Here is a 25,127-nt window from a genome sequence, read left to right on the forward strand (position 1 = left end):
CCGTCAACCTTGGCGGGCTGTTTGTTTTTAGTCTGCCCGAGAATACTGCATGGCGCGTAAGTCCTCTTCTGAGTCGGTGGTCATCACTAACCCCGTGCTGCTCTATCAACGCCTGTTTGCCTATGCCTGGCATTACAAGATGCATTTTGCATTGTCCATGGTGTCTACGGCTATTCTGGCCTCTAGCAACACCTTGTTTCTGGCCTTGATTAAAAAAGTCACTGATGAAGGCTTTGCCAAGGCGAGTGACCATGAGGCGTATGTGCTGCCTTTGATGCTATTTGGCCTGATGGCCATCCGTGCGGTAGCAGGATTCTTTTCTGTCTACAGTTTGCGCACGGTCGCCAGACGCGTCGTAGAAGTCTTGCGCAAGCAGATTTTTGCCAAATTGCTGATGCTGCCAGTGAGCTTTTTTGATGCTAACTCCAACGGCTTGCTGGTGTCAAAAATGACCTACGACATCGAGCGCCTGTCTACCGTCGTCACCCGTTCTGCGCTGAATGTGTTGCGGGATGTGCTGACGGTGATCGGCCTGATTGGTTACATGCTTTATCTGGATTGGCGATTGACGCTGATTTTTGCCTTGGTGGCGCCGTTGATGGGCTTATACCTGGCGCGCACCACCCCTAAATTGCGAGCCAACGCCAAAAAAGTGCAACAAGCGGTGGGCGAGATTACCAAAACCGCAGAAGAAGCCATTGCCGCACAACGCATTGTTAAAATTTTTGGTGCGCAGGCGTTTGAGAATGATCGCTTTGGTGAGGTGGTGAGTCGCAACCGCCAACTGGAATTACGCACGGCCAGAATTTCTGGATTGAACAGCTTTGTGATTGAAATCTTGTCTGCCGTCGCTTTGGGTCTGGTGGTGTTTTACGCGCTGGCGCAGTTTACCGTCGGTGAATTTGCTGCCTTTGTTGGCGCCTTGATGATGCTGATTGCACCGATTAAACACATCACTGCCGCCAATGAAGACTTGCAGATTGGACTGGCGGCGGCGCAAAGTGTATTTGAAGTGCTGGATATTGAAAATGAAGTCGATCAAGGCACTTATCAGGTCGGCCGCGCTCAGGGTGCCTTGCGTTTTGAGCAAGTGACCGTGCGTTATCCGCAAGCCAAAAAAGATGCTTTGTCTGCCTTGAGCTTTGAGATTGCAGCGGGTGAAAAGGTCGCACTGGTTGGCCGCTCTGGCAGTGGTAAAACCACACTGGTCAACTTATTGCCGCGTTTTTATGAATCACAGCAGGGCCGGGTGTTATTGGATGGCCAAGATGTGCGCGAGTATCAACTCGACAATTTGCGCGCGCAGTTTTCGCTGGTGAGCCAGGATATTGTGTTATTTAACGACACCATTTTTAATAATATTGCCTATGGCGCATTACGCGATGCCAGTGAGCAAGAGGTGATTGACGCCGCGAAAGCGGCGAATGCCTGGGAGTTTATCCAGCAAATGCCGAAAGGCTTGCAGAGCGAGATCGGCGACCGTGGTGTACGCTTGTCCGGTGGCCAGCGCCAGCGCCTGGCGATTGCGCGTGCCATTTTAAAGAACGCGCCGGTCTTGTTGCTGGATGAGGCGACCTCGGCGCTGGATAGTGAGTCAGAGTTGCATGTGCAAATGGCGCTGGATCGCCTGATGCGTGACCGCACGACCATTGTCATTGCACACCGCTTGAGCACGGTAGAGAACGCCGACAGAATCTTTGTCATGGATCACGGCAGTATCATCGAAACCGGGTCTCACCAGACCTTGCTGGCACAGAATGGCTATTACAGCAGGCTCTATCATAAGCAGTTTCAAGACGACTAATGTTACGCACCTGGTTTGAGCAACAGTGGCAAACTACAGGCTGGGCACAATGCCTGCTACTGCCGTTGTCATGGCTATTTGCCTGTCTGGCTGCGACCAGACGTTGTTGCTATAAAATTGGACTATTCTCAAGCCGGCGCTTACCGGTGCCGGTGATTGTCGTCGGTAATATTTCTGTTGGCGGTGTCGGAAAAACGCCATTGGTGATTGAACTGGCACAGCAGTTACGTGCGGCGGGTTATGTTCCAGGTATTCTGAGCCGGGGCTACGGTGGTCAGCATCAAGGCGAAGTCAGCGTGGAGAGCGCACCGGCATGGTGTGGGGATGAGCCAGTATTGCTTGCCCGCCGTACGGGTTGCCCGGTGTGGGTAGACCCTGTGCGTGCTGCTGGCGGCCTGGCATTGCTCAAAGCGCATCCTGAGGTGAATGTTTTAATCTGTGATGACGGCCTGCAGCATTATGCCTTGCAGCGCGATATTGAAATCGCCGTGGTGCAGCGGCCCTTGGGCATAGGTAATGGTCGATTATTGCCTGCCGGCCCCTTGCGTGAGTCCTTGATTCGTTTACGCTCGGTAGATCTGGTGGTCGAAAGCGGCCAATTGGCAGCCACGCCAGCGCATGCCATGACATATCAACTCACCTTGCGCGCGGGGGCATGGACCTCGGTCACTGACTTTAATACTGAAACCAGCAATGACGCCTTGCGCCAGCAATCCGCTGAGCGGAGTTTGGTCGCGGTGGCAGGTATCGGGCATCCCCAACGTTTTTTTGACCTGCTGGCCCGCATGGGACTGGGCTGTGAACAACGTCCGCTGGCAGATCATCATGCGTATACTCAGGCAGACTTGTTACCCTTGCGTGGAAAAACCATCTTGATGACCGAGAAAGATGCCGTAAAATGTCAGCATCTGCCGTTGGCGAATGCATGGTTTCTGCCGGTGTCGGCAGAACTAACCCCGGTTGGCCATGATCAATCACTGGTTGCTTCTGTCATTGGCCTGTTACAACACAAGCCTGCAAAAGCCGCTATGCCACCATATAAAGGAAGTCAAAAATGAATCCCAAATTACTGGAAATCCTGGTTTGTCCAGTGACCAAAGGGCCGTTGGTCTATGATAAGCAAAAGCAGGAACTGATCTCAAAAAATGCACGCCTGGCTTATCCTGTGCGTGACGGCATCCCAGTCATGCTTGAGGACGAAGCGCGTCGCCTGGATGAACACGAGTATAGCGAATAGCCATGTTTAAAGTGGTTGTCCCTGCGCGTTTTGCCAGTACCCGTTTACCGGGTAAACCGTTGCTGGATATCGCTGGTAAGCCGATGGTGGTGCGCGTGGCTGCACAGGCGGCCAAAAGCCAGGCAAACGAGGTGGTGATTGCCACCGACCATGCAGAGATTATGCATTCTGCGCAGCAGCATGGCGTCTCTGTGGTGATGACGCGTGAAGATCATGTCTCTGGTACGGATAGGATTGCTGAAGTCGTGCAGACCATGGGTTGGCCTGACGATGTGATTGTGGTGAATGTGCAGGGCGATGAACCCCTGATTGACCCGGAATTGATTAACGAAGTCGCACAAACTTTGGCAAACGACCCGCAAGCGGTGATGTCGACTGCCTGTCATCTAATTCATGAAACCGAGGTTTTTCAAAACCCGAATGTGGTTAAAGTCGTTTTAAACGCCAAACAGCAAGCCTTGTATTTCAGTCGTGCGGCAATTCCGTTTGCGCGTGATGACGAATATCAGCAAACGCTGGTCGCCCATCGTCATATTGGTATTTATGCTTACCGGGTGGGTTTTCTCAAGCAATACGCGAATTTGCCGGTGACTGCGTTAGAAAAAATAGAAAGCCTGGAGCAATTGCGCGTGTTATATCACGGTTATCAGATTGCGGTCACGGTGACCGCGCATGCCCCTGCCAGCGGTGTAGATACGCAAGATGATTTAGACTTAGTGCGTAGATTGTTCGCGATATCGCCTATTTGATGTGACGGCGATAGCAATAAAAAAGCCTGCAACAGCAGGCTTTTTTATTTAGCGCGAAAGCGTCAATTAGTTTTTCTTCTGACGACGCACAGCAATGGTTGCCATCAAAGCCAAACCAGCAAACATCATGCCGTAAGTTTCTGGTTCTGGCACAGGTGCAGTGATGCTGCTAATGGTATAGCTACCTTCGTAGTGGCCGCCGCCAATCAGGTTAAACTGCAATGTGTAGCTGCCTGCAGCCAGGTTTGACAGGCTGAATGTGTAGCGGGTCAAGTCAAACTGGTTTAACGGGAAAACGATAGGCGCATAAGTGAATGTATGATCTGAGTCACTAATCACTGTGATCCCTTGATACAAGCCGGAGTTGTTGTCTTGCAATAGTCTTAAACTTGGGTCAAGCACGCCAGTCAGATCAAAATCAAAGGCTGAGCTGATGCTGATTTTGGCGGTTCTGGCGTCACTGCTGCCTGACAAATCTGTGCCATTGAATGTGGTTGTGGTGCTGGTTGCGAAAGCAGAAGTGCTTGCCAATAATGAAGCTGCGATTAGAAGATTTTTCAACATAATGTTCCCCGTTAGATATTATTTAAGTGTTACTGGGTGCGATTATGACGATCCAATGACATTAGGGAAATAGCCCTTTAGGGTCATGCAGGGAACTTGGGGTGTCAGGTTCTGAAGATAAAGTAGACGGCGCCCATCATGCACAGGCCTGCCCACAGGTAGTCCCATTTTAACGGCTGCTGCATATACATGACGGCAAACGGTACAAAGATGACCAGGGTGATGACTTCTTGCAGGATTTTGAGTTGCGCCAGGTTGAGCTGGGTAAAGCCGATGCGGTTGGCAGGCACCTGAAAGCAATATTCAATCAGGGCAATGCCCCAGCTGGCAATAATGGCAATCCAGAGTGGTTTCTGGTGCAAGTCACGCAAGTGGCCATACCAGGCAAACAACATGAACAGGTTGGCTGCTGATAGTAACAGGATGGTTTTAATCAGGGTGTAAGACATACCAGGCGCCGTACCACATGGTGTGACGCGTTGTCTTGCGCCACACGTTGTATTGAAGTTAAATTAAATAGCCGCTTCGCCCGTTTCGCCGGTTCTGATACGGATCACTTGTTCGACGGAGGTGACGAAAATCTTGCCATCGCCAATCTTGCCGGTATGTGCGGCTTTGATAATCGCCTCGATGGCGGCATCTACCATGTCAGTGGCCAGAATCACTTCGATTTTGATTTTGGGCAGGAAATCCACCACATATTCTGCACCGCGATATAGCTCGGTGTGGCCTTTTTGACGACCAAACCCTTTGACTTCTGTGACTGTCAGGCCGTTGACGCCAATGGCAGACAAGGCTTCACGTACTTCATCCAGTTTAAAGGGTTTAATGACGGCTTCTACTTTTTTCATACGCGCTCCGTGGATAAAACTTTGTCTAGTATTCTACGCAACCAGTGCTGTTTATTCAAATGTCACGCGCTTGGTGTGCCACTGTCTCACTTAAAAGCGCAGGTTGCAGGTAATCGGGTAGCGGCGGTCTTTGCCAAAACCGCGCTCAGTAATGCGCACGCCAACGGCGGCTTGCCTGCGCTTGTATTCATTGCGGTCTATCAGGCGAGTCACGCGCTCTACGTCCGCCTGTGCATAGCCCAGGCTGATAATCGCCGCGACGCTGAGGTCCTTTTCAACATAGGCTTCCATGATCGCATCGAGTATTTCGTAGGCGGGCAAGCTATCCTGATCGGTCTGGTCGGCACGCAACTCAGCACTGGGCGCACGTGTGATAATGCGTTCGGGAATAACGTTGCCCAACTGATTGCGATAGGCCGCCAGTCGGTAAACCAGCGTTTTAGGCACATCTTTAATCAGGGCAAAGCCGCCAGCCATGTCGCCATACATTGTGCTGTAGCCCACAGCGGTCTCGGATTTATTCCCCGTGGTCAGCACCAGGCTACCGAATTTATTGCTAATCGCCATCAATAACATGCCGCGAATACGCGCTTGCAGGTTTTCTTCAGTGGTATCAAACGCTTTGCCCGCGAACTCGCCGGCGAGGGTGTCGCAAAAGCCCTCAAACAAGGGTTTGATCGGTAATACGCTGTACTCGACATCGACCAGGCGCGCCATTTCAGCCGCGTCTTCTACGCTGATGCCTGCGGTAAACTCCGACGGCATCATCACTGCTTTGACCCGCTCTTTGCCGAGCGCATCCACCGCAATTGCCAGTGTCAGTGCCGAGTCTATGCCGCCAGATAAGCCTAATACGATGCCAGGAAACTTGTTTTTGTGGACGTAATCCTGCAAGCCTAACTGCAACGCTTTATACACGGCAGCTTCAATTGATAATGGCGGGGCAATGTCTGTTGGCAGAGGTTGTATGCCGTCTATGTCGAGATACCCCAGGTGCTCTTCAAACATGGGCAATTCTTGCACCAGTATGCCTTGACTATTCATGCTGAACGAGGCGCCGTCAAACACCAGTTCATCCTGACCACCGACCATATTGGTGTAGACCATGGCGAGGCCGGTCTCTTTGATACGGTCACGCAGTACTTGGTAGCGGGTATGCTGTTTGTGCATGTGGTACGGCGAGGCATTGATGGTGAGCAGGACTTGCGCCTCTGCTTGTAATGCCTGCAGGGCAGGGCCTGGCTCCCAGCTGTCGGCGCAGATCAAAATGCCATAGCGCACACCGTGCCATTCAAATACCACAGGCAGATCGCCTGCTTCAAAATAACGTTCTTCATCAAACACGCTATAGTTGGGCAGGTGATGTTTGTGGTAAGTGGCTTGAATACTGCCTGAGTGGATGACAGAGGCGGCGTTGTAGCGCTTGCCAGCCACCATGTGCGGGTGGCCAACCACCACCGCCATCTCGGTGGGTAAGTGTTGCGCTAACCATTGCAATGCCTGCTGGTTGGCGGCATAAAAATCTTGCCTGAACAGCAGATCTTCTGGCGGATAGCCACACAGGGCGAGTTCAGGGGTGAGTAACAGGCGGGCACCTGCCTGAAACGCTTGGTTGGCCAATGCCAGAATACGGTCTGCATTGTGTTGCATGGCACCGACCATGCAGTTCATTTGAGCAATTGCGAGTTTCATGTGGCCCTATTCAGTGCGTATGCGTGGTCAGTACTTGCCACCAACGGCTTTGATCAGCTCTACCATGGCAGGGTTCTGGCCTTTCAGTGCGTAGACATAAGCGGTGAGCCCGTATTGGTCGCGGGTTTTGACATTGGCTTCATTGGCTAATAACAGGCGTGCCATCTCGGGCGAGTTGTTGCTCACGGCCAAATGCAGCAGAGGCGTGCCCTCACTGTCTTTGTGGTTAACATCGGCTTTATGCTCCAGCAGCGCTTTGGCCACTTCGGTCTGGTTCTTGGTCACGGCCCAGGTCAGCGCCGTCCACTCGTGCTCATCTTCTTCGTCGACTTTCGCGCCATGCTCCAGCAAGTAAATCGCAGCAGGCACATGACCCTCTCTGGCTGTGATCATCAGTGCAGTGGTGCCAAGTTTGTCTTTGAGGTTTGCGTCTGCGCCATGGCTTAAAATTGAGGTAATGGTTGGTACATCACCACTTTTGGCCGCATACATCAGCACCGTTTTGCCATCTGACGAACGCACATTCGCATCAAAACCACGTGTAATGATCAAACCGACCACTTCGCTGTAGCCAGAGGTGGCTGCCAGACCTAGCGCGCTCCAGCCTGCCGGGTCGCGTACTTTGACATCGGCACCTTTTTCCAGCAATGCTTTGACGGCGTCGATATTATTCTTTTTGGCGGCGAACATCAGCGCGGTCCAGCCACCCTGGTCTTTGGCATTAATGTCTGCGCCATTGGCCAGTAATTCGGTAATCACCGCCGCCTGATTTTTGCGCGCGGCATACATGATAGGCGTGATTTTTTCACTGTCGGCCACATTGGGGTTGGCGCCGCTTTTGAGTAGCGCTTTGACCGTGGCCAGATCGCCTTTGGACGAGGCGATTAACAGGTAGGATATATTGGCACTCGGCTCTATGCTGGTGTCATCAACAGGCGGCGCTTTTTTTGCCGCCTGTGCAGGCAGGGATAGCCCCAGCAACAGGCAGGCGCTCATGCAAAGGGCGCCAAGCCGGTGGGTTGTCTGAGGACGATGCTTCATGCCGATTCCTTTACTTATCTTGTCGCGCGCTTGATGGCTTCAAGCACCGCTTCGCCCAAGCCGGCAGGGGAGGCAGCCACTACGCAACCTGCCGCTTCTAGCGCAGCAATTTTGTCTTCTGCCTTGCCTGAGCCGCCAGAAATAATCGCACCGGCATGGCCCATGCGCTTACCCTTAGGCGCGGTCAGCCCTGCAATATATGCCGCGACAGGTTTGCTGACATGATGCTTGATAAAGTCAGCCGCAGCTTCTTCATCGCTACCACCAATTTCGCCAACCATGATAATGGCTTCTGTTTCCGGGTCTTTTTCAAAGAGTTCCAGGCACTCGATAAAGTTCAGGCCTTTGATCGGGTCGCCACCAATACCGACGCAAGTGGTTTGACCCAAACCCAGCGCAGTGGTTTGATGCACGGCCTCATAAGTGAGCGTGCCAGAGCGTGACACGACGCCGACTTTACCGCGTTGATGAATGCTACCCGGCATAATGCCGATTTTACATTCGCCAGGGGTAATGATGCCTGGGCAGTTGGGGCCGATCAGCCTGGTGCCGTTAGCGCGCAACGCTGCTTTGACATTAAGCATGTCCAGCACCGGGATGCCTTCGGTGATACACACAATGAGTTCGATGCCTGCATCGGCGGCTTCCAGAATCGAATCGGCCGCAAACGGGGGTGGCACATAAATCACGCTGGCATTGGCCTGGGTTTGTTTCACCGCTTCGCGCATGGTGTTAAACACTGGCAGGTTCAGATGTTGTTGGCCGCCTTTGCCTGGCGTGACGCCGCCGACCATTTTGGTCCCGTAGGCCAGCGCTTGTTCAGAGTGAAAGGTGCCTTGTTTCCCGGTAAAGCCCTGGCACAATACTTTGGTATTTTTATCTACTAAAATGGCCATGACTACACACCTTTACTCACTGCTAGAACTGCTTGCTGGGCTGCATCCGTCAAGCCCTCGGCAGAAATAATGTTTAAACCACTGTCGCGCAGCATTTGCTTGCCCAATTCTACGTTGGTGCCTTCCAGACGTACCACCACTGGAATGGTCATGCCCACTTCGCGCACCGCGGTGATAATGCCGGTGGCGATAATGTCGCAACGCATGATGCCACCAAAAATATTGACTAAAATCGCTTTGACATTGCTATCCGCCAAAATAATCTTAAATGCTTTGGTCACTGTTTCTGCAGTGGCACCACCGCCCACATCCAAAAAGTTGGCTGGCATGCCGCCATGCAGTTTAATCAGGTCCATGGTCGCCATGGCCAGGCCCGCGCCATTGACCATGCAGCCAATGTTGCCATTGAGGGCAATGTAATTCAGGCCGCTATGATGGGCTTCTGCCTCTTTGGCATCGTCTTGTGACCAGTCACGGATTTCGGCGAACGGTTTTTGGCGATATAAGGCATTGTCGTCAACCGTCATTTTACAATCGAGCGCGACCAGTTTGCCGTCTGCGGTGACAATCAGCGGATTAATTTCGAGCAAGGCCAGATCGTTGTCTTTAAACAGTTTGTACAAACCTTTGGCCAGTTTGCTAAACGCGCCTATCTGGTCGCCACTCAAGCCCAGGCTAAACGCGAGGTTACGTGCCTGATAATCGACCAGACCATTCAGCGGATCGCAGATTTCCTGCAGGATTTTTTCCGGCTGCGTGGCGGCAATCTCTTCAATGTCCATGCCGCCTGCGCTAGAAGCCACCATCACCACGCGCTCCAGCGTGCGGTCGACCAGCATAGACAGATACAGCTCACGCGCAATCGGCAAGGTTTGTTCGACTAACACCTGGTGCACTGGCTGGCCATTGGGCGCATTCTGGTAGGTGACCAGATGTTTACCGAGTAAACCGCCTGCCACCGTTTGTGCCTCGAGGGCGGACTTCACCACTTTGACACCACCGGCTTTGCCGCGGCCGCCAGCGTGTACTTGCGCCTTGACGACCCAGGCTTCACCACCGAGTTCTTTGGTGGCAGCAGCGGCCGCTTCTTCAGATTGGACGACCAGACCGGTCGGGGTTGCCAAACCGTACTTTTGCAGTAACTGTTTGGCCTGGTATTCGTGCAGATTCATGAAAATAGGTGCTTTTTATGGTTAAGCATCTATTTTCGCGCAAATACCCCGGCAAGGCTAGACTGCAATTAAAAAAACCGCACACAAGTGCGGTTTTTATGCGGGCTTGCGTACGGTTTACAGGTCTTGCGCCCAGGCATTGCCATAAGTCTTGCCATTGCGTGACAGCACCAGCATCTGATACATGCTGACCACCCACATATAACTAGAGGCCAGGCTGTAGCCAATGCCGCCAATTATCGTCAGCCAGGCAAAGTGTGGCGATAACTTGGTCAGCCACCACGACATCACATCGACAATCAAAAACGCAAACGGGAAACCAATCGCGATAATTTTGGCCGTTTTAGGCACATTGACCGCAAAACTGAAAATGAGGCCAATAAAAAAGAAAATAAAACTGATGCCAAACAAGTGGATATGCGAGATACGCGTCAGGCCGCTGATGGTGGCGCCTTCATTCACTTCCGCACGTGATTTCACTTCTTCATATTTGGTGAAGTTAGGAATGCCCGGAATATTGCTGTGGCAAACCACACAGTGCTGGGCAAAAATTTGTTTGTAATGGGATTCCCACTGGTCTTGCGGTGCGCCTTGTTGTGCCCATTTAATAATGTCCTGGCGTACGGCCAGCGGCGCTTTGTCAGACATGGAGCCGTTTAATTTGCTGGCCAGCTTGGTGCCGCTGCGGTCGCCATAATAGCTATAAACAATATCATTCACCGATAAACCAAATTTGCCATCGGCCATGCCGTGCGTGAGCATGATTTGCAAACCGGCCATACACAGGCCGACACCGATCACCAGCAGGTAGCCGATGAACAGTGCTTTGAGGGGCAAGGGTAAGTTAGGCAGATTCAGCCATGGTAGTGTTTGTGTGTCTTGTTTCATTCAATTTCCCGGGGGTTTTTAGTTTGCTTGCAAGCATACCACCGCTGAGGACATTCTAAACACTGAAATACTCCTCAAAAACAAGCTGTTCTCAGCGTTTGGGTAGGCAACTGGTATAATCGCGCTTTTGTTCAATTAGCGATTGTTATCATGCGTTTAGTGGTTCAAGGTCCTGCCATCACCATGGCACATTTGTCACATATTCATGGCTTGGTTGGTGTGCATACGCAGTTTATGCAAGTGGCACAGCATGCGTATTACCTGCCGGTGACTGACGGCGAATATCCGGATGTGAAAAGCTTTTGTGCCAGCCAGCAGATTGACTGCGCTCTGGTGAAGGATGCCCACAGGTTGCAGAACATCGGTTTGTGCGTGATGGACATGGATTCGACGCTGATTGCCATTGAGTGCATTGATGAAATCGCCGACATGATGAACCTCAAGCCGCAAGTGGCCGAAATCACCGAAGCCGCCATGCGCGGCGAGCTTGATTTTGCCGCCAGTTTGCGCAAGCGCGTGGCCTTGCTCAAAGGGTTGCCAGAAAGCGCACTGCAGCGCGTGATTGAAGAGCGCCTGACTTTTAACCCTGGTGCGCAAGACTGGATCAATACTTGCAAACATCATGGCATTAAAACCATGGTCGTGTCTGGCGGATTCACCTTCTTCGCCAATTATGTCAAAGACACCCTGGGGCTGGATTATGCGGTTTCTAATACGCTGGAGATCGTGGATGGCAAATTGACCGGCCAAGTCGTGGGCGAAATTGTCGATGCGCAGCGCAAAGCCGACGAGCTACTCAAGTTGCGTGATGCACTTGGCCTGAATGCGACGCAAACGGTAGCGATTGGCGATGGTGCGAATGATTTGACCATGATGGCAGTGGCTGCCGTTGGTGTTGCTTATCATGCCAAACCGGTGGTGCAACAGCAGGCGATGTATGCGTTAAACATAGCCGGGCTGGATGGTGTGACCAATCTGTTGACCGTCTAGCTGGTCTGTTCTGCTGGCGATCGATTTAATAAATAATTGATTTATTTTGTTTTTTTGAAAATAACGTTTGCTATTGTGGCAGTTAAAGCGCATAGTGTGATCACGCGAAGTTCAAGCATTGTTGTTTTTCTGGTGTTATCTTTTGGTTCTATCGTTAATCCCGCACCTTGACCCTCGCCTTTAATAGGGGATATCCCCTTCATTTTTAAGGAAAATATTATGGCAACAGGTGTTGTGAAGTGGTTTAATGATGCAAAAGGTTTTGGTTTTATTACGCCAGACCACGGTGGTGATGATTTGTTTGCGCATTTCTCAGCCATTCAATCTGCTGGTTTCAAAAGCTTGGCAGATAATCAACGTGTTTCTTATGAAGAAACGACAGGCCCTAAGGGTAAACAAGCGTCTGCAATTCAAGTGATTGCTTAAGCACATGTGTTTGGGTGAGTTTCACCCCTGAGAAAGCCCGTTTGTACGGGCTTTTTTATTTTTATTTTAAGGAGACACAATGGCTAAAGAAGAATTAATTGAAATGCAGGGCGCAGTGACTGAAATATTACCGGATGCGCGTTACCGCGTCACACTGGAAAATGGCCATAAGCTGATTGCTTATACTGGCGGCAAAATGCGTAAACATAAAATACGTATTTTGGCTGGCGATAAAATCACTATTGAAATGTCACCTTATGACATGGGTAAAGGCCGGATTACGTTCCGTCATTTGCCACCGCGCAGACCATCATAAAACAGCACTTCAGCCTGTTTCGGCATTTAAATAGGCTAATTCAATCGCACTAAATCCGGCTTGCTTGCGTGCCTCCATATTGAATGGCGGGCGCAATTTGGGCGCCTGGTATTGTTGGCGCAAGGTTTCAAAGGTCTCGACGATATCGAGGCCACGTTGATCACATAAATATTGAAACCAGCGGTTGCCTATGGCGACATGGCCGATTTCGTCACGCAGGATAATGTCCAGAATCGCGGCGGCAGCGTGGTCGCCTGCTTGCGACAGTTTTTGCTTGAGTGGTGGTGTAGCATCTAGTCCGCGTGCTTCCATGGTGCGTGGCACCAGTGCCATGCGTGCCAATACATCGGATTGGGTTTTTTCGACCATCTCCCACAGGCTGTTATGGCCGTCAAAATCGCCGTAATCAAAGCCCAGGGTTAGCAAGTGCGCACGCAGTAGCGAGAAGTGGTAAGCTTCTTCTTTCGCCACTTGCAGCCAGTCCAGGTAATAATCTGCGGGCATGTCGGCAAAACGCCACACGGCATCCAGCGCCAGATTAATCGCATTAAACTCAATATGTGCCAAAGCGTGAATCAGCGCTGCGCGGCCTTCGGCAGTGTTCATGGCGCGACGTTGCAGTTGTTTGGGCGGCACCAGCGTCGGTTTTTCTGGCCGACCCGGAATGGATTGTGCAGGCGCACTTAGCGTGATCGATGGGTCAGCTTGATGCTTGGCCTGCCAAAGCAGCGCAACCTGCTGGCATTTTTGTTGCGGATCACTGAGCGTCAGTGCTTGCAGGGCGAGGGTTCTCAGGCAGGATGTCATAGCGCTCGAATTTTACCGTGAATTGGCTGCCAATGTGATGAGTGATTGGATGCGGCAAGCCTGGGGTGACGGTGATCGTGGCATTATGGTGTTCTGCAATCTCGGCGACGATGGCCAGCCCCAGGCCGCAACCATTGCCCTGATTGGGGTCGAGCCGATGAAAACGCTCAAAAATCAATGCCGTCTGGTCGGCAGGAATGCCCAGGCCACTGTCGGATACTTGCAACATCAACTGCTGTTCAGTTTGCCATAAACGAATTTCAAGCAGGCCTTGTTCTGGTGTGTATTGAATCGCATTTTCAAGCAGGTTATTCAGCATCTCCGATAGCATTAACGCATCGCCCAGCACTTTGTCTTGCCGGGTTTCAATCAGTACTTCGAGCTCTAGCTGTTTGTCCGCGGCGGGGCCGACCCAGCGCGCGCACTCGTCATAAATAATATCGGTCAGTGAGACGGGTTGAAACTGACTGCTGGCCGCATCGGTTCTGGCCATACTTAGCAGGCGTTGAATCAGGTGCGATAAGCGCGTTGTACTGCGCAGCATGTAATTGAGCGGCTCTTGCAGAGCTGCAGGTGGCTGGCTGCGCAAGGCCAGCTCTGCTTGCGTTTGCAGCCCGGCAATTGGCGTGCGCAATTGATGCGAGGCATCGGCAATAAATTGCTGCTGTTGCTGCAAGCCAGCTTTGACGCGCGACAACAGCGCATTCATGGCTTGCACCAGTGGTTGCAACTCTAGCGGCGAGGAGTCGGTGTTGAGCGGGCTTAAGTCACGGTGAGAGCGCTGGTGTAAAGATTCCCTGAGGTCTTGCATGGGTTTTAGCGCAAAGTGGATACCCAATTCGATCACAATCGCGGCCAAAATCATCATCAACACTTGCGGCAGCAGCATTTCTTCGACCATTTCTGCCACCATGGCATCACGCTTGCCGGTGGTTTCTGCCATGGTGATTAAGATATTGCGTGCATCGGCAGCCTTGCTTTCAGGCAGACCAAAGGTCACCGCCCGAATCGCTTCGCCTTGATAAACGCTGTTGTAGTAGGTTTGCTGGTTACCCGCCGGTGGTTTGGGCGGTAAAGGTAAATGCGCCTCGCCAAACACCAGTTTGCCTTGTGGCCCACTGATGCGGATGTAAATGCGATCGCCCTCGTTGTAACTCAGTAAATGGCTGGCGACTTCCGGGATCTCAATTTTGACTTCATTATTGGCATCTATAATCACTTCGTCTGCCAGCGCAAGCACCGTGCGCAATAAAGACTGGTCATAAGCCTGGGTGGCGTAGAGCAAGGCGCGTGAGTAGGAGAGGGCGGCAGACACGCCAAGCACCAGCAACATAGGCAGTAACAGCCACAAGCGCAGCTGGTTTTTGAGTGAGCGGGGTCCTATGCTATTGCGCATGTCACGAGAGGTTCAGGTGTTCGGCTTCGAGCATATAGCCCAAGCCGCGCACGGTGCGGATATGCGCGCCGCTGGGTTCGATTTTTTTGCGCAGACGGTGGATATACACTTCAATGGCATTATCGCCCAAGGTTTCGTCCCAGTTGCACAAGGACTCCATGATTTGCTCTTTGGCGATGATTTTACCCATGCGCATCATCAAGGTTTCCAGCAGATTGAGTTCACGCGCAGACAGAGTAATAAGCTGGTCATTAATACTGGCCAGTTTGTTGGCGACATCGAGTTTTAAATTGCCGCATTGCAAGGGTAGGTTGTTGCCCAGCTTGCTGCGTCGGATCAGTGCCCGTACACGGGCTTCTAACTCTTCGAGATGAAACGGCTTGGTCAGAAAGTCATCTGCCCCCAGGTCTAGCGCTTGCACACGGGTGGCGACATCTTCGCGCGCGGTTAAAATCAACACCGCAATCGCATTAGCCTGCTGGCGCAAGTGCGACAGCAACTGCATGCCATCCATGGTCGGTAAGCCCAGGTCCAAAATCACCATGTCATACACGTCATCCTGAATAGCGCGTAAGGCTTGCTTGCCATCCGTCACGTGATCGACCGCATACTGTGACTGGGTGAGTGCACGCACCAGTCCATTCGCAATCACTAAGTCATCTTCCACGATTAATAAACGCATTATAGATATCCGCTTGCTTCAATCTGTTCAGTGTACCTCAATGCTGTCGGGTTTTTCGTTTGTAAGTTTTCTGCAAGCCAAGCGTAAGTTGGCTGTAAGGGGAGCGGCGTATTCTGCAGGGGTGGACAAGAAATCATTCGCCACAATGCCAAGCAGATACAGCATATTTAATGAGCAGCAACGATTAAGGAGCGATCATGAAAAAGACCTTGTTATTCATGTCGGGATTTATTTTTTCAGCCTGTGTGTTTGCCGGGACTAACCCCTCACCACACGATCAGGTTGAAATGCAGAAACATTTGAAAGTCGCCAGACACGCTGTTGCGCAGCCAGCGGTCAGCTCCCAAAAGGAGGCTGACAAAAAAACTGCGCAAACCAAGTAACTGTGAAGTTGCCTAAACGTACTGAATTCCCTGCAGTACGTGGAAGCAATCAGCGGTTTCGTGTGTATCCTCTCACTTAACCACGCGCAAGCGTGGTTTTTTTTGTCTGGGATTTAGGCTGTCGGCCTGTCCGTTTAGTCCCCGCGTTAATGCAAGTCGATGATATCCAGCTTGCCTGCTTTCATATCTGGCACCAGCAAATGATGGTCGTCCTGGCTTAAGGCGATGTCAGCTGCTGATTGATAACCTTCTTTGACCAGCGTGACTTTATGTTGTTGATCAATCTTGAATACCTTGCCTGATTTCCAGTCACTGACATAAAGTGTGCCGTTGGCCTGTTTGACAATGCCATCACCACCGCCCAAGCCACTCGCCACTTCATCCAGTTTTTTCGTCAGTAAATTGTAGGTGTAAAGCACGCCAGAGGTGAAGTCGACCAACAGCAGGTGCTCGCCTTTTGCATCGGTCAGTAGACCATTAGGCGCTAAAATACGTGCATCTATGCTGCCGTCCAACAATAAGCTCAGCTGGCGCTGCGGCGTGACTTTATAAACGATGCCGCCTTTGCCGCTACCCAAAATATCACCACTGTCACTGATATACAGATTGCCATTGGCATCTGCGCTCAAGTCGTTGAGAAATTGTGGCAGTTTGGGGAAGTCCGTCGCGGCTAGAAACACCTCTGCGCTGGCTGTCGCTTGATTCAGGGCCACGCGCAGCACGCGTGTTTTGTCGGCAATGTATAAATCATTGCCGATGATGATCAGGCCTTTGGGATCGTCCAGGCCTTGTACCAGCACCGAGGTTTTGCCATGGTCAATGACGCGGATCTGGCCGTCACCATCTTGGCCAAAACCATTGATTTCAGACACATAAATCTTGCCATCTGCCGCTTGCACGACCGATTCCGGTGTCAGTAAGCCGCTCACTGGTGCCAAACCATGCGCTTGACTGTGGCTGGTCACTGTTAGTAACAGGCCAGCCAGAAAACTGGGCATCCATGCGCGCTGATGCTGAGAAAACAACATATAGACTCCTAGAAAAAGGCTTTAGGTTGGGACAGGGTATTAATGCTATTGCACAAGGCGTCGTAGGTTTGTATCGGGCCCTGAGACACCGATTGCTGAAACACCGGATTCTGCTGTAACTGCTGAATCACTTGATCAAACGCACGCTGGTAAGATTGGTGTGTGAAGTATTCTACATTGTAAGTCAGCCAGCCACGCGATTGGCCTTCGCCTTTCACGGTCAGTAGCGGTTTGCCCAGTGCGCTATCTGCGGCAGATGTGTTGTACACCTTAGCGGTGATTTCGCTGTAAAACACGCCGGTTTGCGGGTTGTAAAACATATTGGGCTCAATCACCACCAGTGCCTGGCCTTTGGCCTCTGCCTCGCAGCTGGAAGTGGTGTATTTTTGCGCCTGAAAACTGCTCAAGCCTACTGTTTCGGCCGCTTCGGCACGGTTATGCCAATAATTGAGGTAAGGGTTCAACAGGCGGACCGGATGCTGGTAAAACGACTCCGGCACCTGAATGACCAGCGCCGGGGCAGTTTCTGCCTGGCTCAGGCCTATCCAGCCCAGGCAAATCGCGCCAGTGATAGACAATAATATGCGTTTCATATCGTGCTCCTGAAAAAGTACATGGCAGCGTGTGGTTACAGGCTGCGAATTCGGTAAATCCAACCAGTCAGATCGTCTGACACATAAAGCCAGCCATCAGCGCCAACAATCACATCGACTGGCCGCCCCCAGGCTTGTTTGCCTTGCAGCCAGCCCTCTATGAATGGGACGCTGGCCACGGGCTGTTGGTTCCTGAATTGTACACGCAGCAAGGCATAGCCGCTGGGTTGTTTACGGTTCCACGAACCGTGTAAAGCCACAATTGCATCCTGTTTGAGGTCGTCGGGCAATCGGCTTTGATCCAGAAAAGTGATGCCGATGGGAGTGCTGTGTGCTGGCAGTAGCAGAGCAGGGGCTTGCGCCTGTTGGCAAACCGCTGTTTCGCCCACAGAGTTAGGGTCTTGCATCAGTTGCCCTGGCTGCGCAGGATCACCCCAACAATACGGCCAGCCATAATGCTGGCCTGCTTCAATCTTGTTTAAGTGCTCTGGAGGCAGGTCGTCATCAATCACACCATTTTTTTGTCCGCTGCGGTTATCGGCGCCATTGTTGGTGGCAAACATTTCCCCACTTTGCGGATGCCAGGCAACACTCTGGCTGTTGCGTAGCCCGCGCGCCCAAATGGCTGATTGTGCATGGCGGCCAACGGTGAGCAATGCGCCTGCAGGCCGACCATCCAGGGTGTAGCGCAGTAGCGTGGCGCGCGTCGGATTGTCTTCAACACACACATTACAACTGGAGCCGACATTGATAAACAAGTAACCGTCTGGTGATAGCTTTAGCGTTTTCAGGCTATGGCCGCCACTGGGTAAATTACGGATAAACGGCTGCGGTGCGCCCCAGCCATCACCTTGTTTGGGCAGTTTGACCACGCCGGTTTGCTCGGCCACCAGCAAGTCTTCGCCCAGCAGCACCATGCCATGAGGCGCATTAAGGCCTTGGGCGATGACTTCTGCGTCACCTTGTGCATTCAAGCGCACGATGCGGCCGGTATCAGACAGGCTGACTAACAGCCGCCCCTGGCGATCCAGCGCTAGCATACGCGGTGCGCCCAGGGCGCTGACATCACTGAAGCGCTCAATGTTGAGCCCGGTTGGCACATGCAATGTGGATAAGGCTGCCTCTACGGCTAGCGTTTGCGCCATGGCATAGTGCAAACCAATCGCCATACACAAGCCCGTGATTGCGATCAGCAGCAAGCGAGAGACTTTATTAGGCGGAGAGGTTTGCGTATGCATAGTCGTCATGTCAATGTATCGGCCCAGATGTTTTCTGCCCAGGCTTGTGCGTATTGGCCTTCCTGCGTACTGGCCTTGGCTGAGACGCCACCACCTTCGGCGGACACCATGGCTTTTTTGGCAGGGTCATAACGATACACGTTGGCCACATGCATGGCTTGCTGGTCATCGACAAAGCTGTAGCAGGTATTTGCAAACACCGGCAGGGGGTTTGGTGCGTTGCCTGATTGCAGGTCTATGATGGCGGCGGCGCACACTTTGGCCTGCGAGGTCGCCATATGAGCAGACTTGGGTAAGCCTGCCGAAATACTATCGCCTATGATATGCACATCTGCCTGCAGGCTCGAGGCATACGTCACAAAGTCGACTTCGCACCAGCGGCCATCGACATTATTAAGGCCAGCGACTTGCGCCACTTTGCCCGCCAGTTGTGGCGGAATCACATTCAGCACGTCGGCTTTTACCGTTTCAAAATCGGTTTTGATAGTTTTGCTGGCGGTATCCAGCTGCAGGATTTCGCTGTTGTTATGGTATTCGATGACGCCTTGGTAAGCGCCGTTAAAGCTCTGCAAAAACAAGCCTTTTTTAGACATAATGTCCGCATTGGCGTCCAAAATAATCACCTTGCTGCGCGGTTTATGCTGTTTAAAGTAATGCGCTACCTGGCAGGCACGTTCATAAGGGCCGGGCGGGCAACGGTAAGCCCCCGTGGGGATTGTCATCACAAACACACCGCCATCCGGCATGCTTTCCAGTTGTTGTCTGAGTTGCAGCGTTTGCTTGCCCGCTTTCCAGGCGTGCGGAATATCGGCCACCGGCGCAGACATGCCTGGTATCTTGCTGACATTAAAGTCGACGCCAGGCGCCAATATCAGACGATCATAGCTGAGCTTGCCGCGCGTGAGTTGCACTTGCTTATTAGCGAGGTCGACGGCGGTCACTGTATCATTGACCCAATCTAGCCCGTGCTGCTTGCGCGTTAAGTCATAGCCAAAACTGAGCTGGTCCAGCGTACGGCTGCCCCCCAGCACCAGGTTACTTTGCGGGCAGGAGATAAACTGCGGATTAGGCTCAACGATGGTCACTTTGAGGTTGCCCATGCTCCAGGCACGTAAATACTTAGCGGCGGTGAGGCCCGCAAAGCCAGCGCCTACAATCACCACATGGCCCAAGGGCGGTTTACTGGCACGTGCAAAGGCGGGCAGGCCATAAAAAGCCAGGCCGCCATAAATTACCGAGCGCACAAATTGTCGGCGTGTTCCGCCTAGGGAGCTAGTAGTCAATACGGCATCCGTCTGCATTATTGTGCCCCCTTAAATGATTGACGTGGCAAAGCCTGTGGCGTTTGTCTGGGTTGTTGCGCGAAATAGCTCGCCAGCGCCATGATTTCAGCGGAGGTTAAGCCTTTGGCATGATGATGCATGACGGTTGAAGAGACCGAGCCATCTTTAAAGCCTTGCATGCGCTGTACAAAGTAGTCTTCATTGAGCGCGGCCAGCGTCGGCGTGCCGCCCAGGCTATTGCCGTTGGGTCCGTGGCAAGCGGCACAAGACGCAGCCAGTGTGTGAATCGCCGAAGAGTCTTCTGCCTGGGCCGATAGCGACCATGCGACGACACAAGCCCATACTATATTGACGTATCTCTGCTTCATGCTTCCCCCAAAGGTGTTGTGAATATTAGTCCCACATTATTCTCAATGCTTGAGTCTCCTGTGAGTGACTATGGTTACACACCCGCGCTAAATCATGGTCTTAAAACAAAAACGGCCATGAATCTCATGACCGTTTTTGATTAACATCGTTGCGAATTGGCCACGATTAGAAGCATTTTTCTTCCTGGCAACCATCGTTTTTGGTACCAAGTTCTGTCAGTAAATCAACCATCTTCTGGTTGTTTTCTTCTTTGAAGTAACGCACCAATGAGACGTCGCCTTTGAGCTTGATGTTGACATCAGCCCCAGCAGACGCCAGGTATTTCATCGTTGCAGTATCGCCAATAAACGCAGACATATGGAACGCCGTGTTATGGCTGGCCGGATGCACGTAGTTGAGGTCAGCGCCTTTGGATACCAGGTATTTCACAACATCCAGTTTGCCTTTTGACGCAGCCATTTGCAGTGGCTCCCAGGCAAAGAATTTCTGTTTTACCAGCGTCGGATCGGCTTCCACAAACTTTTTGACCACTTTCACGTTACCACCTGTGAGCGCCTCGGTAAACTCCATGTAATCCTCATCAGACAGCGCAAACGCCTGTAATGCGAATGACAGTGAGAACAAGGCCACTAAAAACTTAACTGATTTCATAATCTCTCCAAACACCTGATTTTCATTTTTAAAAATAACAACTTTGTTTTTATGGCGAAACCGATTTTTTAATGATGGTTTCGCCTAACCCACAAACTTGCGTGCGTTGCGGAACATGCGTATCCAAGGGCCATCTTCTTGCCACTCGTCAGGGTGCCAGGAGTGCTGAACCGTTCTAAACACACGTTCCGGGTGCGGCATCATGATGCTGAAGCGGCCGTCTTGCGTGGTGAATCCAGTTAACCCTTGTGGTGAACCATTTGGGTTAAACGGGTATACCTCGGTCGCTTGCGCAGCATGATCAACATAACGCACCGTTGCCAGTTGCTGTTTTAGCACACTTGTGACAGCACTCGCATCAGTAAATTCCGTAAAACCTTCACCATGTGCCACGGCAATCGGCATGCGGCTTCCAGCCATGCCATCAAAAAAGATCGATGGCGATGACAAAATCTCAACCAGGGCCACGCGGGCTTCAAACTGCTCGGACTTGTTACGCACGAAATGTGGCCAGTGTTGCGCGCCTGGAATAATCCTGTGCAGGTTGCTCATCATCTGGCAACCGTTACACACGCCGAGGGCAAACGTATCGGCCCGGTTAAAGAAGGCACTGAATTCGTCGCGGGCACGGCTGTTGAACAGGATAGATTTGGCCCAGCCTTCACCCGCACCCAGCACGTCGCCATAAGAAAAGCCGCCACAAGCCACCAGGCCAGCAAAGTCTGTGAGTGACACGCGGCCGCTGATGACGTCGCTCATATGCACGTCCACGCTGTTAAAGCCTGCGCGGTCAAACGCGGCCGCCATTTCGGTTTGCCCGTTGACGCCTTGCTCACGCAAAATCGCCATGTTTGGGCGTTTGCCAGTGTTGATATACGGTGCAGCGATATTGTCGTTGAGGTCAAAACTCAGTGTGGCATGCAAACCGGCATCGTTGGCATTGAGGATGCGGTCGTACTCTTGTTGCGCACACGCAGGGTTGTCACGCAGACTTTGCATACGGTAAGTAGTTTCAGACCACATGCGGTGCAAATCGATACGCGAAGCCTTGTATTGCGAGCTGCCTTGTGTAATCACAATCTCGTGGCCTATATTGACCTGGCCGATACGGTGTACACAGGCGCCCAGCGCTTGTTGCAACTGTGCCGCGATGGCAGCGGCATCGGCAGCGCGTACTTGCAGCACGGCGCCCAGCTCTTCGTTAAACAGGGTGCTGATCGCATCACCACCCAGGCTTGATAAATCGACAGTCAGGCCACAATGACCCGCAAAGGCCATTTCCGCCAGCGTGACATACAAGCCACCGTCAGAACGGTCATGGTAGGCCAGCAATTTGCCATCACTATTGAGTTGCTGGATGGCGGCAAAAAACGCTTTCAATTGCGCAGGCTGGTCGACATCAGGCACGGCGTTACCCAGTTGTTTATACACTTGCGCCAACGCCGAGCCGCCCATGCGGTTGCGGCCATTGCCGAGGTCGATCAAAATGAGCTCGCTGTCGCCCAAATCGGTACGCAGTTGTGGTGTGAGAGTTTTACGCACATCTGGCGTATTGGCAAACGCGGAAATCACCAGAGAAATCGGCGCAGTGACGGCTTTGTTCTCGCCGTTGTCTTGCCACACAGTTTTCATGCTCATGGAGTCTTTGCCGACTGGGATGCTGATGCCCAGGGCCGGGCACAGTTCCATGCCCACGGTTTTCACAGTCGCGTACAAGGCGGCGTCTTCACCGGCGTGGCCAGCAGGGGCCATCCAGTTGGCAGACAACTTGAGGTTGCCGATGTCACTAATCGATGCCGCAGCAATGTTGGTGATGGCTTCACCAATGGCCATACGGCCGGAAGCAGGCGCATCAATCAGCGCCAATGGCGCTTTTTCGCCAATCGCAAAGGCTTCGCCGATATTGGTTTCAAAGCCGGCACAGGTCACCGCGACGTTGCTCACTGGCACTTGCCATGGGCCAACCATCTGGTCGCGCGCAATCAGGCCGGTCACGCTGCGGTCGCCAATGGTGATCAGGAAGGTTTTATCGGCGACCCCCGGCAAACGCAAGACACGTGCCACGGCATCGTTCAGGTCTATGCTGCTGGTATCAAATGCAGGCAGTGATTTATTGACTGACTTCACATCGCGCAGCATTTTAGGTGGTTTGCCCAGCAAGACAGAGAGTTCCATATCGACTGGTTTATTGGCAAAGTGCGTATCTTCTACTGTTAAGTGACGTTCTTCTGTGGTCACACCCACGACTGCGAATGGGCAGCGCTCGCGCTCACAAATGGCTTCAAACAATGGCAACTGGTCTTGGGTCACGGCCAGCACGTAGCGTTCTTGCGCTTCGTTGCTCCACAACTCACGCGGGCTCATGCCAGGCTCTTCATTATGCACGTCACGCAGTTGAAACACCGCACCGACTTTAGCGTCGTTGACCAACTCTGGGAAGGCATTAGAGATGCCACCAGCACCGACGTCATGAATGCTTAAGATCGGGTTTTTGTCGCCCATTTGCCAGCAGCGGTCGATGACCTCTTGCGCACGGCGTTGCAGCTCAGGGTTGCCACGTTGCACCGAGTCAAAATCCAGGTTCTCGGTGTTGGCGCCGGTATCCATACTGGACGCCGCACCGCCGCCGAGGCCGATTAACATGGCTGGGCCACCCAATTGAATCAGGGCGGAACCAGGCGGAATGCTGTTTTTAAAACTATGGCTGTCAGAAATGTTACCCACACCCCCGGCTAGCATAATCGGCTTGTGATAGCCGCGAACCTCGGATTGGCCGTCGGTGGTAGTCGTTGCCAGCTCAAAGGTACGGAAATAACCGGCAATGTTAGGGCGGCCAAATTCATTGTTATAGGCGGCGCCACCGAGTGGGCCATCGATCATGATTTGCAAGGCGCTGGCGATACGGCCAGGCTTGCCGTAGTGTTCTTCCCAGGGCTGGGTGAAATCTGGCAGGTTGAGGTTGGAGACTGAGAAACCAGCCAACCCAGCTTTGGGCTTGGAGCCAATACCTGTCGCACCTTCATCGCGAATTTCGCCACCTGCACCTGTAGCCGCACCGGCAAACGGTGAAATGGCCGTTGGGTGGTTATGAGTTTCTACCTTCATCAGGTAGTGCATATTGTCTTCGACAAACTGGTAGCTTTGGTCGGCGGCTGGGTAAAAGCGCTTGGTTTTCTGACCTTGCACAATCGAAGAGTTATCCGAATAAGCCACCACCGTGTGGCCGGGGTTCAACTTGTGCGTGTTGCGGATCATATTGAACAGCGACAGCTCTTGCTGCACGCCATCGATCACCCAGTCGGCGTTGAAAATCTTATGGCGGCAGTGCTCGGAGTTGGCCTGGGCAAACATCATCAACTCAACGTCTGTTGGGTTGCGGCCCATTTTGTTGTAGTTTTCCAGCAGGTAGTCGACTTCGTCAGGCGAGAGTGCCAGGCCCATGTCGCTGTTGGCGGCTTCCAGCGCGGCTTTGCCACCAGCCAGAATATCGACGCTGGACAGGGGTTTCGGGTCAGCATGGTGATACAGTTTTTCGGCGGCGGCCAGGCTGTCAATCACGGTTTCCGTCATGCGGTCTTGAATAACGGCACGCAAGGCCTGCTTTTCACTGTCTGTCAGTGGTTGACCGTTGTGTGTGGTCACATAGTAAGCAATGCCGCGTTCCAGCCGCAACAGGCTGTTCAGGCCACAGTTGTGTGTAATGTCGGTGGCGCGTGAGGCCCAGGGCGAAATGGTGCCTATGCGTGGCGTCACCAGCAGCAGCTCGCCACTTGGTGATTCAATCTCGGTTTTAGGGCCGTAGGTCAAAATCTGGCGCAAGGTCTCTTGCTCTGTGCTACTCAGGACGGTTTCGCTAAAAGCGAAATGCACGAATTCGGCATAAATGTGGGCGATATTCGGTGCGCTGACTTTGAGGGCGCTATACAGCTTATCGAGACGGAATTGCGAGAGGGCGGCGCTGCCGCGCAGGCTAAAAAAATGCGCTTGACTGGACATGTGACGGTTGGATTTTTCAATGAAAATTCAAACCGTTATTTTAACAGAAAGCGCGTGTTCTCGCAGGGCTAATCG

26 protein-coding genes are annotated in these 25,127 nt (G+C 52.4%); 8 read left to right on the forward strand and 18 right to left on the reverse strand.

Features of this window, described 5'->3' with window-relative positions; genetic code table 11:
* Window positions 1-49: 49 nt before the first annotated feature.
* Genes msbA through kdsB form a run of 4 tightly spaced genes read left to right on the forward strand, consistent with a single transcriptional unit; the run spans window position 50 to window position 3,790 of the window.
* Window positions 50-1,804, forward strand: coding sequence for a lipid A export permease/ATP-binding protein MsbA (msbA, locus tag E6Q52_RS03250; protein ID WP_292818358.1), 1,755 nt, complete (start codon window positions 50-52; stop codon window positions 1,802-1,804).
* Window positions 1,804-2,862: a tetraacyldisaccharide 4'-kinase gene (gene lpxK / locus E6Q52_RS03255; RefSeq protein WP_292818361.1), complete on the forward strand. Its 1,059-nt coding sequence runs from the start codon at window positions 1,804-1,806 to the stop codon at window positions 2,860-2,862. Before msbA ends, lpxK begins: the two co-directional genes overlap by 1 nt.
* Window positions 2,859-3,041, forward strand: a complete 183-nt coding sequence (locus E6Q52_RS03260) for a Trm112 family protein (RefSeq protein ID WP_292818364.1) — start codon at window positions 2,859-2,861, stop codon at window positions 3,039-3,041. The genes lpxK and E6Q52_RS03260 overlap by 4 nt, the downstream gene beginning before the upstream one ends.
* Before the next feature lie 2 nt (window positions 3,042-3,043).
* Window positions 3,044-3,790, forward strand: a complete 747-nt coding sequence (gene kdsB, locus E6Q52_RS03265) for a 3-deoxy-manno-octulosonate cytidylyltransferase (protein ID WP_292818367.1) — start codon at window positions 3,044-3,046, stop codon at window positions 3,788-3,790.
* Between the two features lie 66 nt (window positions 3,791-3,856).
* On the opposite strand, the gene E6Q52_RS03270 is transcribed toward kdsB, so the two are convergent.
* The 8 genes from E6Q52_RS03270 to E6Q52_RS03305 form a co-directional block, all read right to left on the reverse strand.
* Window positions 3,857-4,354: an FxDxF family PEP-CTERM protein gene (locus E6Q52_RS03270; RefSeq protein WP_292818370.1), complete on the reverse strand. Its 498-nt coding sequence runs from the start codon at window positions 4,352-4,354 to the stop codon at window positions 3,857-3,859.
* A 104-nt stretch (window positions 4,355-4,458) separates the two neighbouring features.
* Window positions 4,459-4,803, reverse strand: a complete 345-nt coding sequence (locus E6Q52_RS03275) for a DMT family protein (protein ID WP_292818373.1) — start codon at window positions 4,801-4,803, stop codon at window positions 4,459-4,461.
* Between the two features lie 63 nt (window positions 4,804-4,866).
* Window positions 4,867-5,205 (reverse strand): P-II family nitrogen regulator, encoded by a 339-nt coding sequence (locus E6Q52_RS03280; protein WP_292818376.1) that lies wholly within the window; start codon window positions 5,203-5,205, stop codon window positions 4,867-4,869.
* 90 nt (window positions 5,206-5,295) lie between these two features.
* Window positions 5,296-6,897 carry an NAD+ synthase gene (locus E6Q52_RS03285; RefSeq protein ID WP_292818379.1) on the reverse strand — a complete coding sequence of 534 codons (1,602 nt, stop codon included), beginning with the start codon at window positions 6,895-6,897 and terminating at the stop codon, window positions 5,296-5,298.
* Between the two features lie 27 nt (window positions 6,898-6,924).
* Entirely contained in the window at window positions 6,925-7,938 is a 1,014-nt protein-coding gene (locus E6Q52_RS03290) for an ankyrin repeat domain-containing protein (protein WP_292818382.1), read from the reverse strand.
* 14 nt (window positions 7,939-7,952) lie between these two features.
* Window positions 7,953-8,834, reverse strand: a complete 882-nt coding sequence (sucD, locus tag E6Q52_RS03295; RefSeq protein WP_292818386.1) for a succinate--CoA ligase subunit alpha — start codon at window positions 8,832-8,834, stop codon at window positions 7,953-7,955.
* Between the two features lie 2 nt (window positions 8,835-8,836).
* A complete protein-coding gene (gene sucC / locus E6Q52_RS03300; RefSeq protein WP_292818389.1) occupies window positions 8,837-10,006 on the reverse strand; it encodes an ADP-forming succinate--CoA ligase subunit beta in 1,170 nt (389 codons plus the stop codon).
* A gap of 117 nt (window positions 10,007-10,123) precedes the next feature.
* Window positions 10,124-10,894 carry a cytochrome c gene (locus E6Q52_RS03305; RefSeq protein WP_292818392.1) on the reverse strand — a complete coding sequence of 257 codons (771 nt, stop codon included), beginning with the start codon at window positions 10,892-10,894 and terminating at the stop codon, window positions 10,124-10,126.
* Window positions 10,895-11,044: 150 nt separating this feature from the next.
* On the opposite strand from E6Q52_RS03305, the gene serB reads away from it, so the two are divergent.
* From serB to infA, 3 genes are all read left to right on the forward strand, one after another.
* Window positions 11,045-11,884: a phosphoserine phosphatase SerB gene (serB, locus tag E6Q52_RS03310; RefSeq protein ID WP_292818394.1), complete on the forward strand. Its 840-nt coding sequence runs from the start codon at window positions 11,045-11,047 to the stop codon at window positions 11,882-11,884.
* Between the two features lie 219 nt (window positions 11,885-12,103).
* Complete coding sequence (locus E6Q52_RS03315; RefSeq protein WP_292818397.1) at window positions 12,104-12,310, forward strand: cold-shock protein; 207 nt, start codon at window positions 12,104-12,106, stop codon at window positions 12,308-12,310.
* Between the two features lie 79 nt (window positions 12,311-12,389).
* A complete protein-coding gene (gene infA / locus E6Q52_RS03320; RefSeq protein WP_292818401.1) occupies window positions 12,390-12,626 on the forward strand; it encodes a translation initiation factor IF-1 in 237 nt (78 codons plus the stop codon).
* A 9-nt stretch (window positions 12,627-12,635) separates the two neighbouring features.
* Here infA and E6Q52_RS03325 read toward each other — a convergent pair whose 3' ends face one another.
* From E6Q52_RS03325 to E6Q52_RS03335, 3 genes are read right to left on the reverse strand one after another with little or no spacing between them, the layout of a single operon-like run.
* Window positions 12,636-13,433 (reverse strand): ferritin-like domain-containing protein, encoded by a 798-nt coding sequence (locus E6Q52_RS03325; RefSeq protein WP_292818404.1) that lies wholly within the window; start codon window positions 13,431-13,433, stop codon window positions 12,636-12,638.
* Window positions 13,384-14,784 (reverse strand): sensor histidine kinase, encoded by a 1,401-nt coding sequence (locus E6Q52_RS03330; RefSeq protein ID WP_292818406.1) that lies wholly within the window; start codon window positions 14,782-14,784, stop codon window positions 13,384-13,386. Before E6Q52_RS03330 ends, E6Q52_RS03325 begins: the two co-directional genes overlap by 50 nt.
* Before the next feature lie 46 nt (window positions 14,785-14,830).
* Window positions 14,831-15,511 (reverse strand): response regulator transcription factor, encoded by a 681-nt coding sequence (locus tag E6Q52_RS03335; protein WP_292818409.1) that lies wholly within the window; start codon window positions 15,509-15,511, stop codon window positions 14,831-14,833.
* Between the two features lie 197 nt (window positions 15,512-15,708).
* Here E6Q52_RS03335 and E6Q52_RS03340 point away from each other — a divergent pair, with 197 nt between their 5' ends.
* Complete coding sequence (locus E6Q52_RS03340) at window positions 15,709-15,894, forward strand: hypothetical protein (RefSeq protein WP_292818412.1); 186 nt, start codon at window positions 15,709-15,711, stop codon at window positions 15,892-15,894.
* 146 nt (window positions 15,895-16,040) lie between these two features.
* Here the strand turns inward: E6Q52_RS03340 and E6Q52_RS03345 are convergent, their stop codons facing one another.
* The 7 genes from E6Q52_RS03345 to purL form a co-directional block, all read right to left on the reverse strand.
* Window positions 16,041-16,922, reverse strand: a complete 882-nt coding sequence (locus E6Q52_RS03345; RefSeq protein ID WP_292818415.1) for an SMP-30/gluconolactonase/LRE family protein — start codon at window positions 16,920-16,922, stop codon at window positions 16,041-16,043.
* Window positions 16,923-16,930: 8 nt separating this feature from the next.
* A complete protein-coding gene (locus E6Q52_RS03350; protein WP_292818418.1) occupies window positions 16,931-17,515 on the reverse strand; it encodes a hypothetical protein in 585 nt (194 codons plus the stop codon).
* A 35-nt stretch (window positions 17,516-17,550) separates the two neighbouring features.
* Window positions 17,551-18,762, reverse strand: coding sequence for a PQQ-dependent sugar dehydrogenase (locus E6Q52_RS03355; RefSeq protein ID WP_292818421.1), 1,212 nt, complete (start codon window positions 18,760-18,762; stop codon window positions 17,551-17,553).
* The gene (locus E6Q52_RS03360; protein ID WP_292818424.1) at window positions 18,759-20,054 is read right to left on the reverse strand and encodes an NAD(P)/FAD-dependent oxidoreductase; all 1,296 of its coding nucleotides are present in this window, start codon (window positions 20,052-20,054) and stop codon (window positions 18,759-18,761) included. The genes E6Q52_RS03355 and E6Q52_RS03360 overlap by 4 nt, the downstream gene beginning before the upstream one ends.
* Window positions 20,054-20,404, reverse strand: a complete 351-nt coding sequence (locus tag E6Q52_RS03365; RefSeq protein ID WP_292818427.1) for a c-type cytochrome — start codon at window positions 20,402-20,404, stop codon at window positions 20,054-20,056. The genes E6Q52_RS03360 and E6Q52_RS03365 overlap by 1 nt, the downstream gene beginning before the upstream one ends.
* Window positions 20,405-20,570: 166 nt before the next feature.
* Window positions 20,571-21,056, reverse strand: a complete 486-nt coding sequence (locus E6Q52_RS03370) for an ankyrin repeat domain-containing protein (RefSeq protein ID WP_292818430.1) — start codon at window positions 21,054-21,056, stop codon at window positions 20,571-20,573.
* Window positions 21,057-21,140: 84 nt separating this feature from the next.
* Complete coding sequence (gene purL, locus E6Q52_RS03375; RefSeq protein WP_292818433.1) at window positions 21,141-25,052, reverse strand: phosphoribosylformylglycinamidine synthase; 3,912 nt, start codon at window positions 25,050-25,052, stop codon at window positions 21,141-21,143.
* Between the last annotated feature and the right edge of the window lie 75 nt (window positions 25,053-25,127).

This window comes from Methylophilus sp. (assembly GCF_008015755.1).
Taxonomy (GTDB): Bacteria; Pseudomonadota; Gammaproteobacteria; order Burkholderiales; family Methylophilaceae; genus Methylophilus.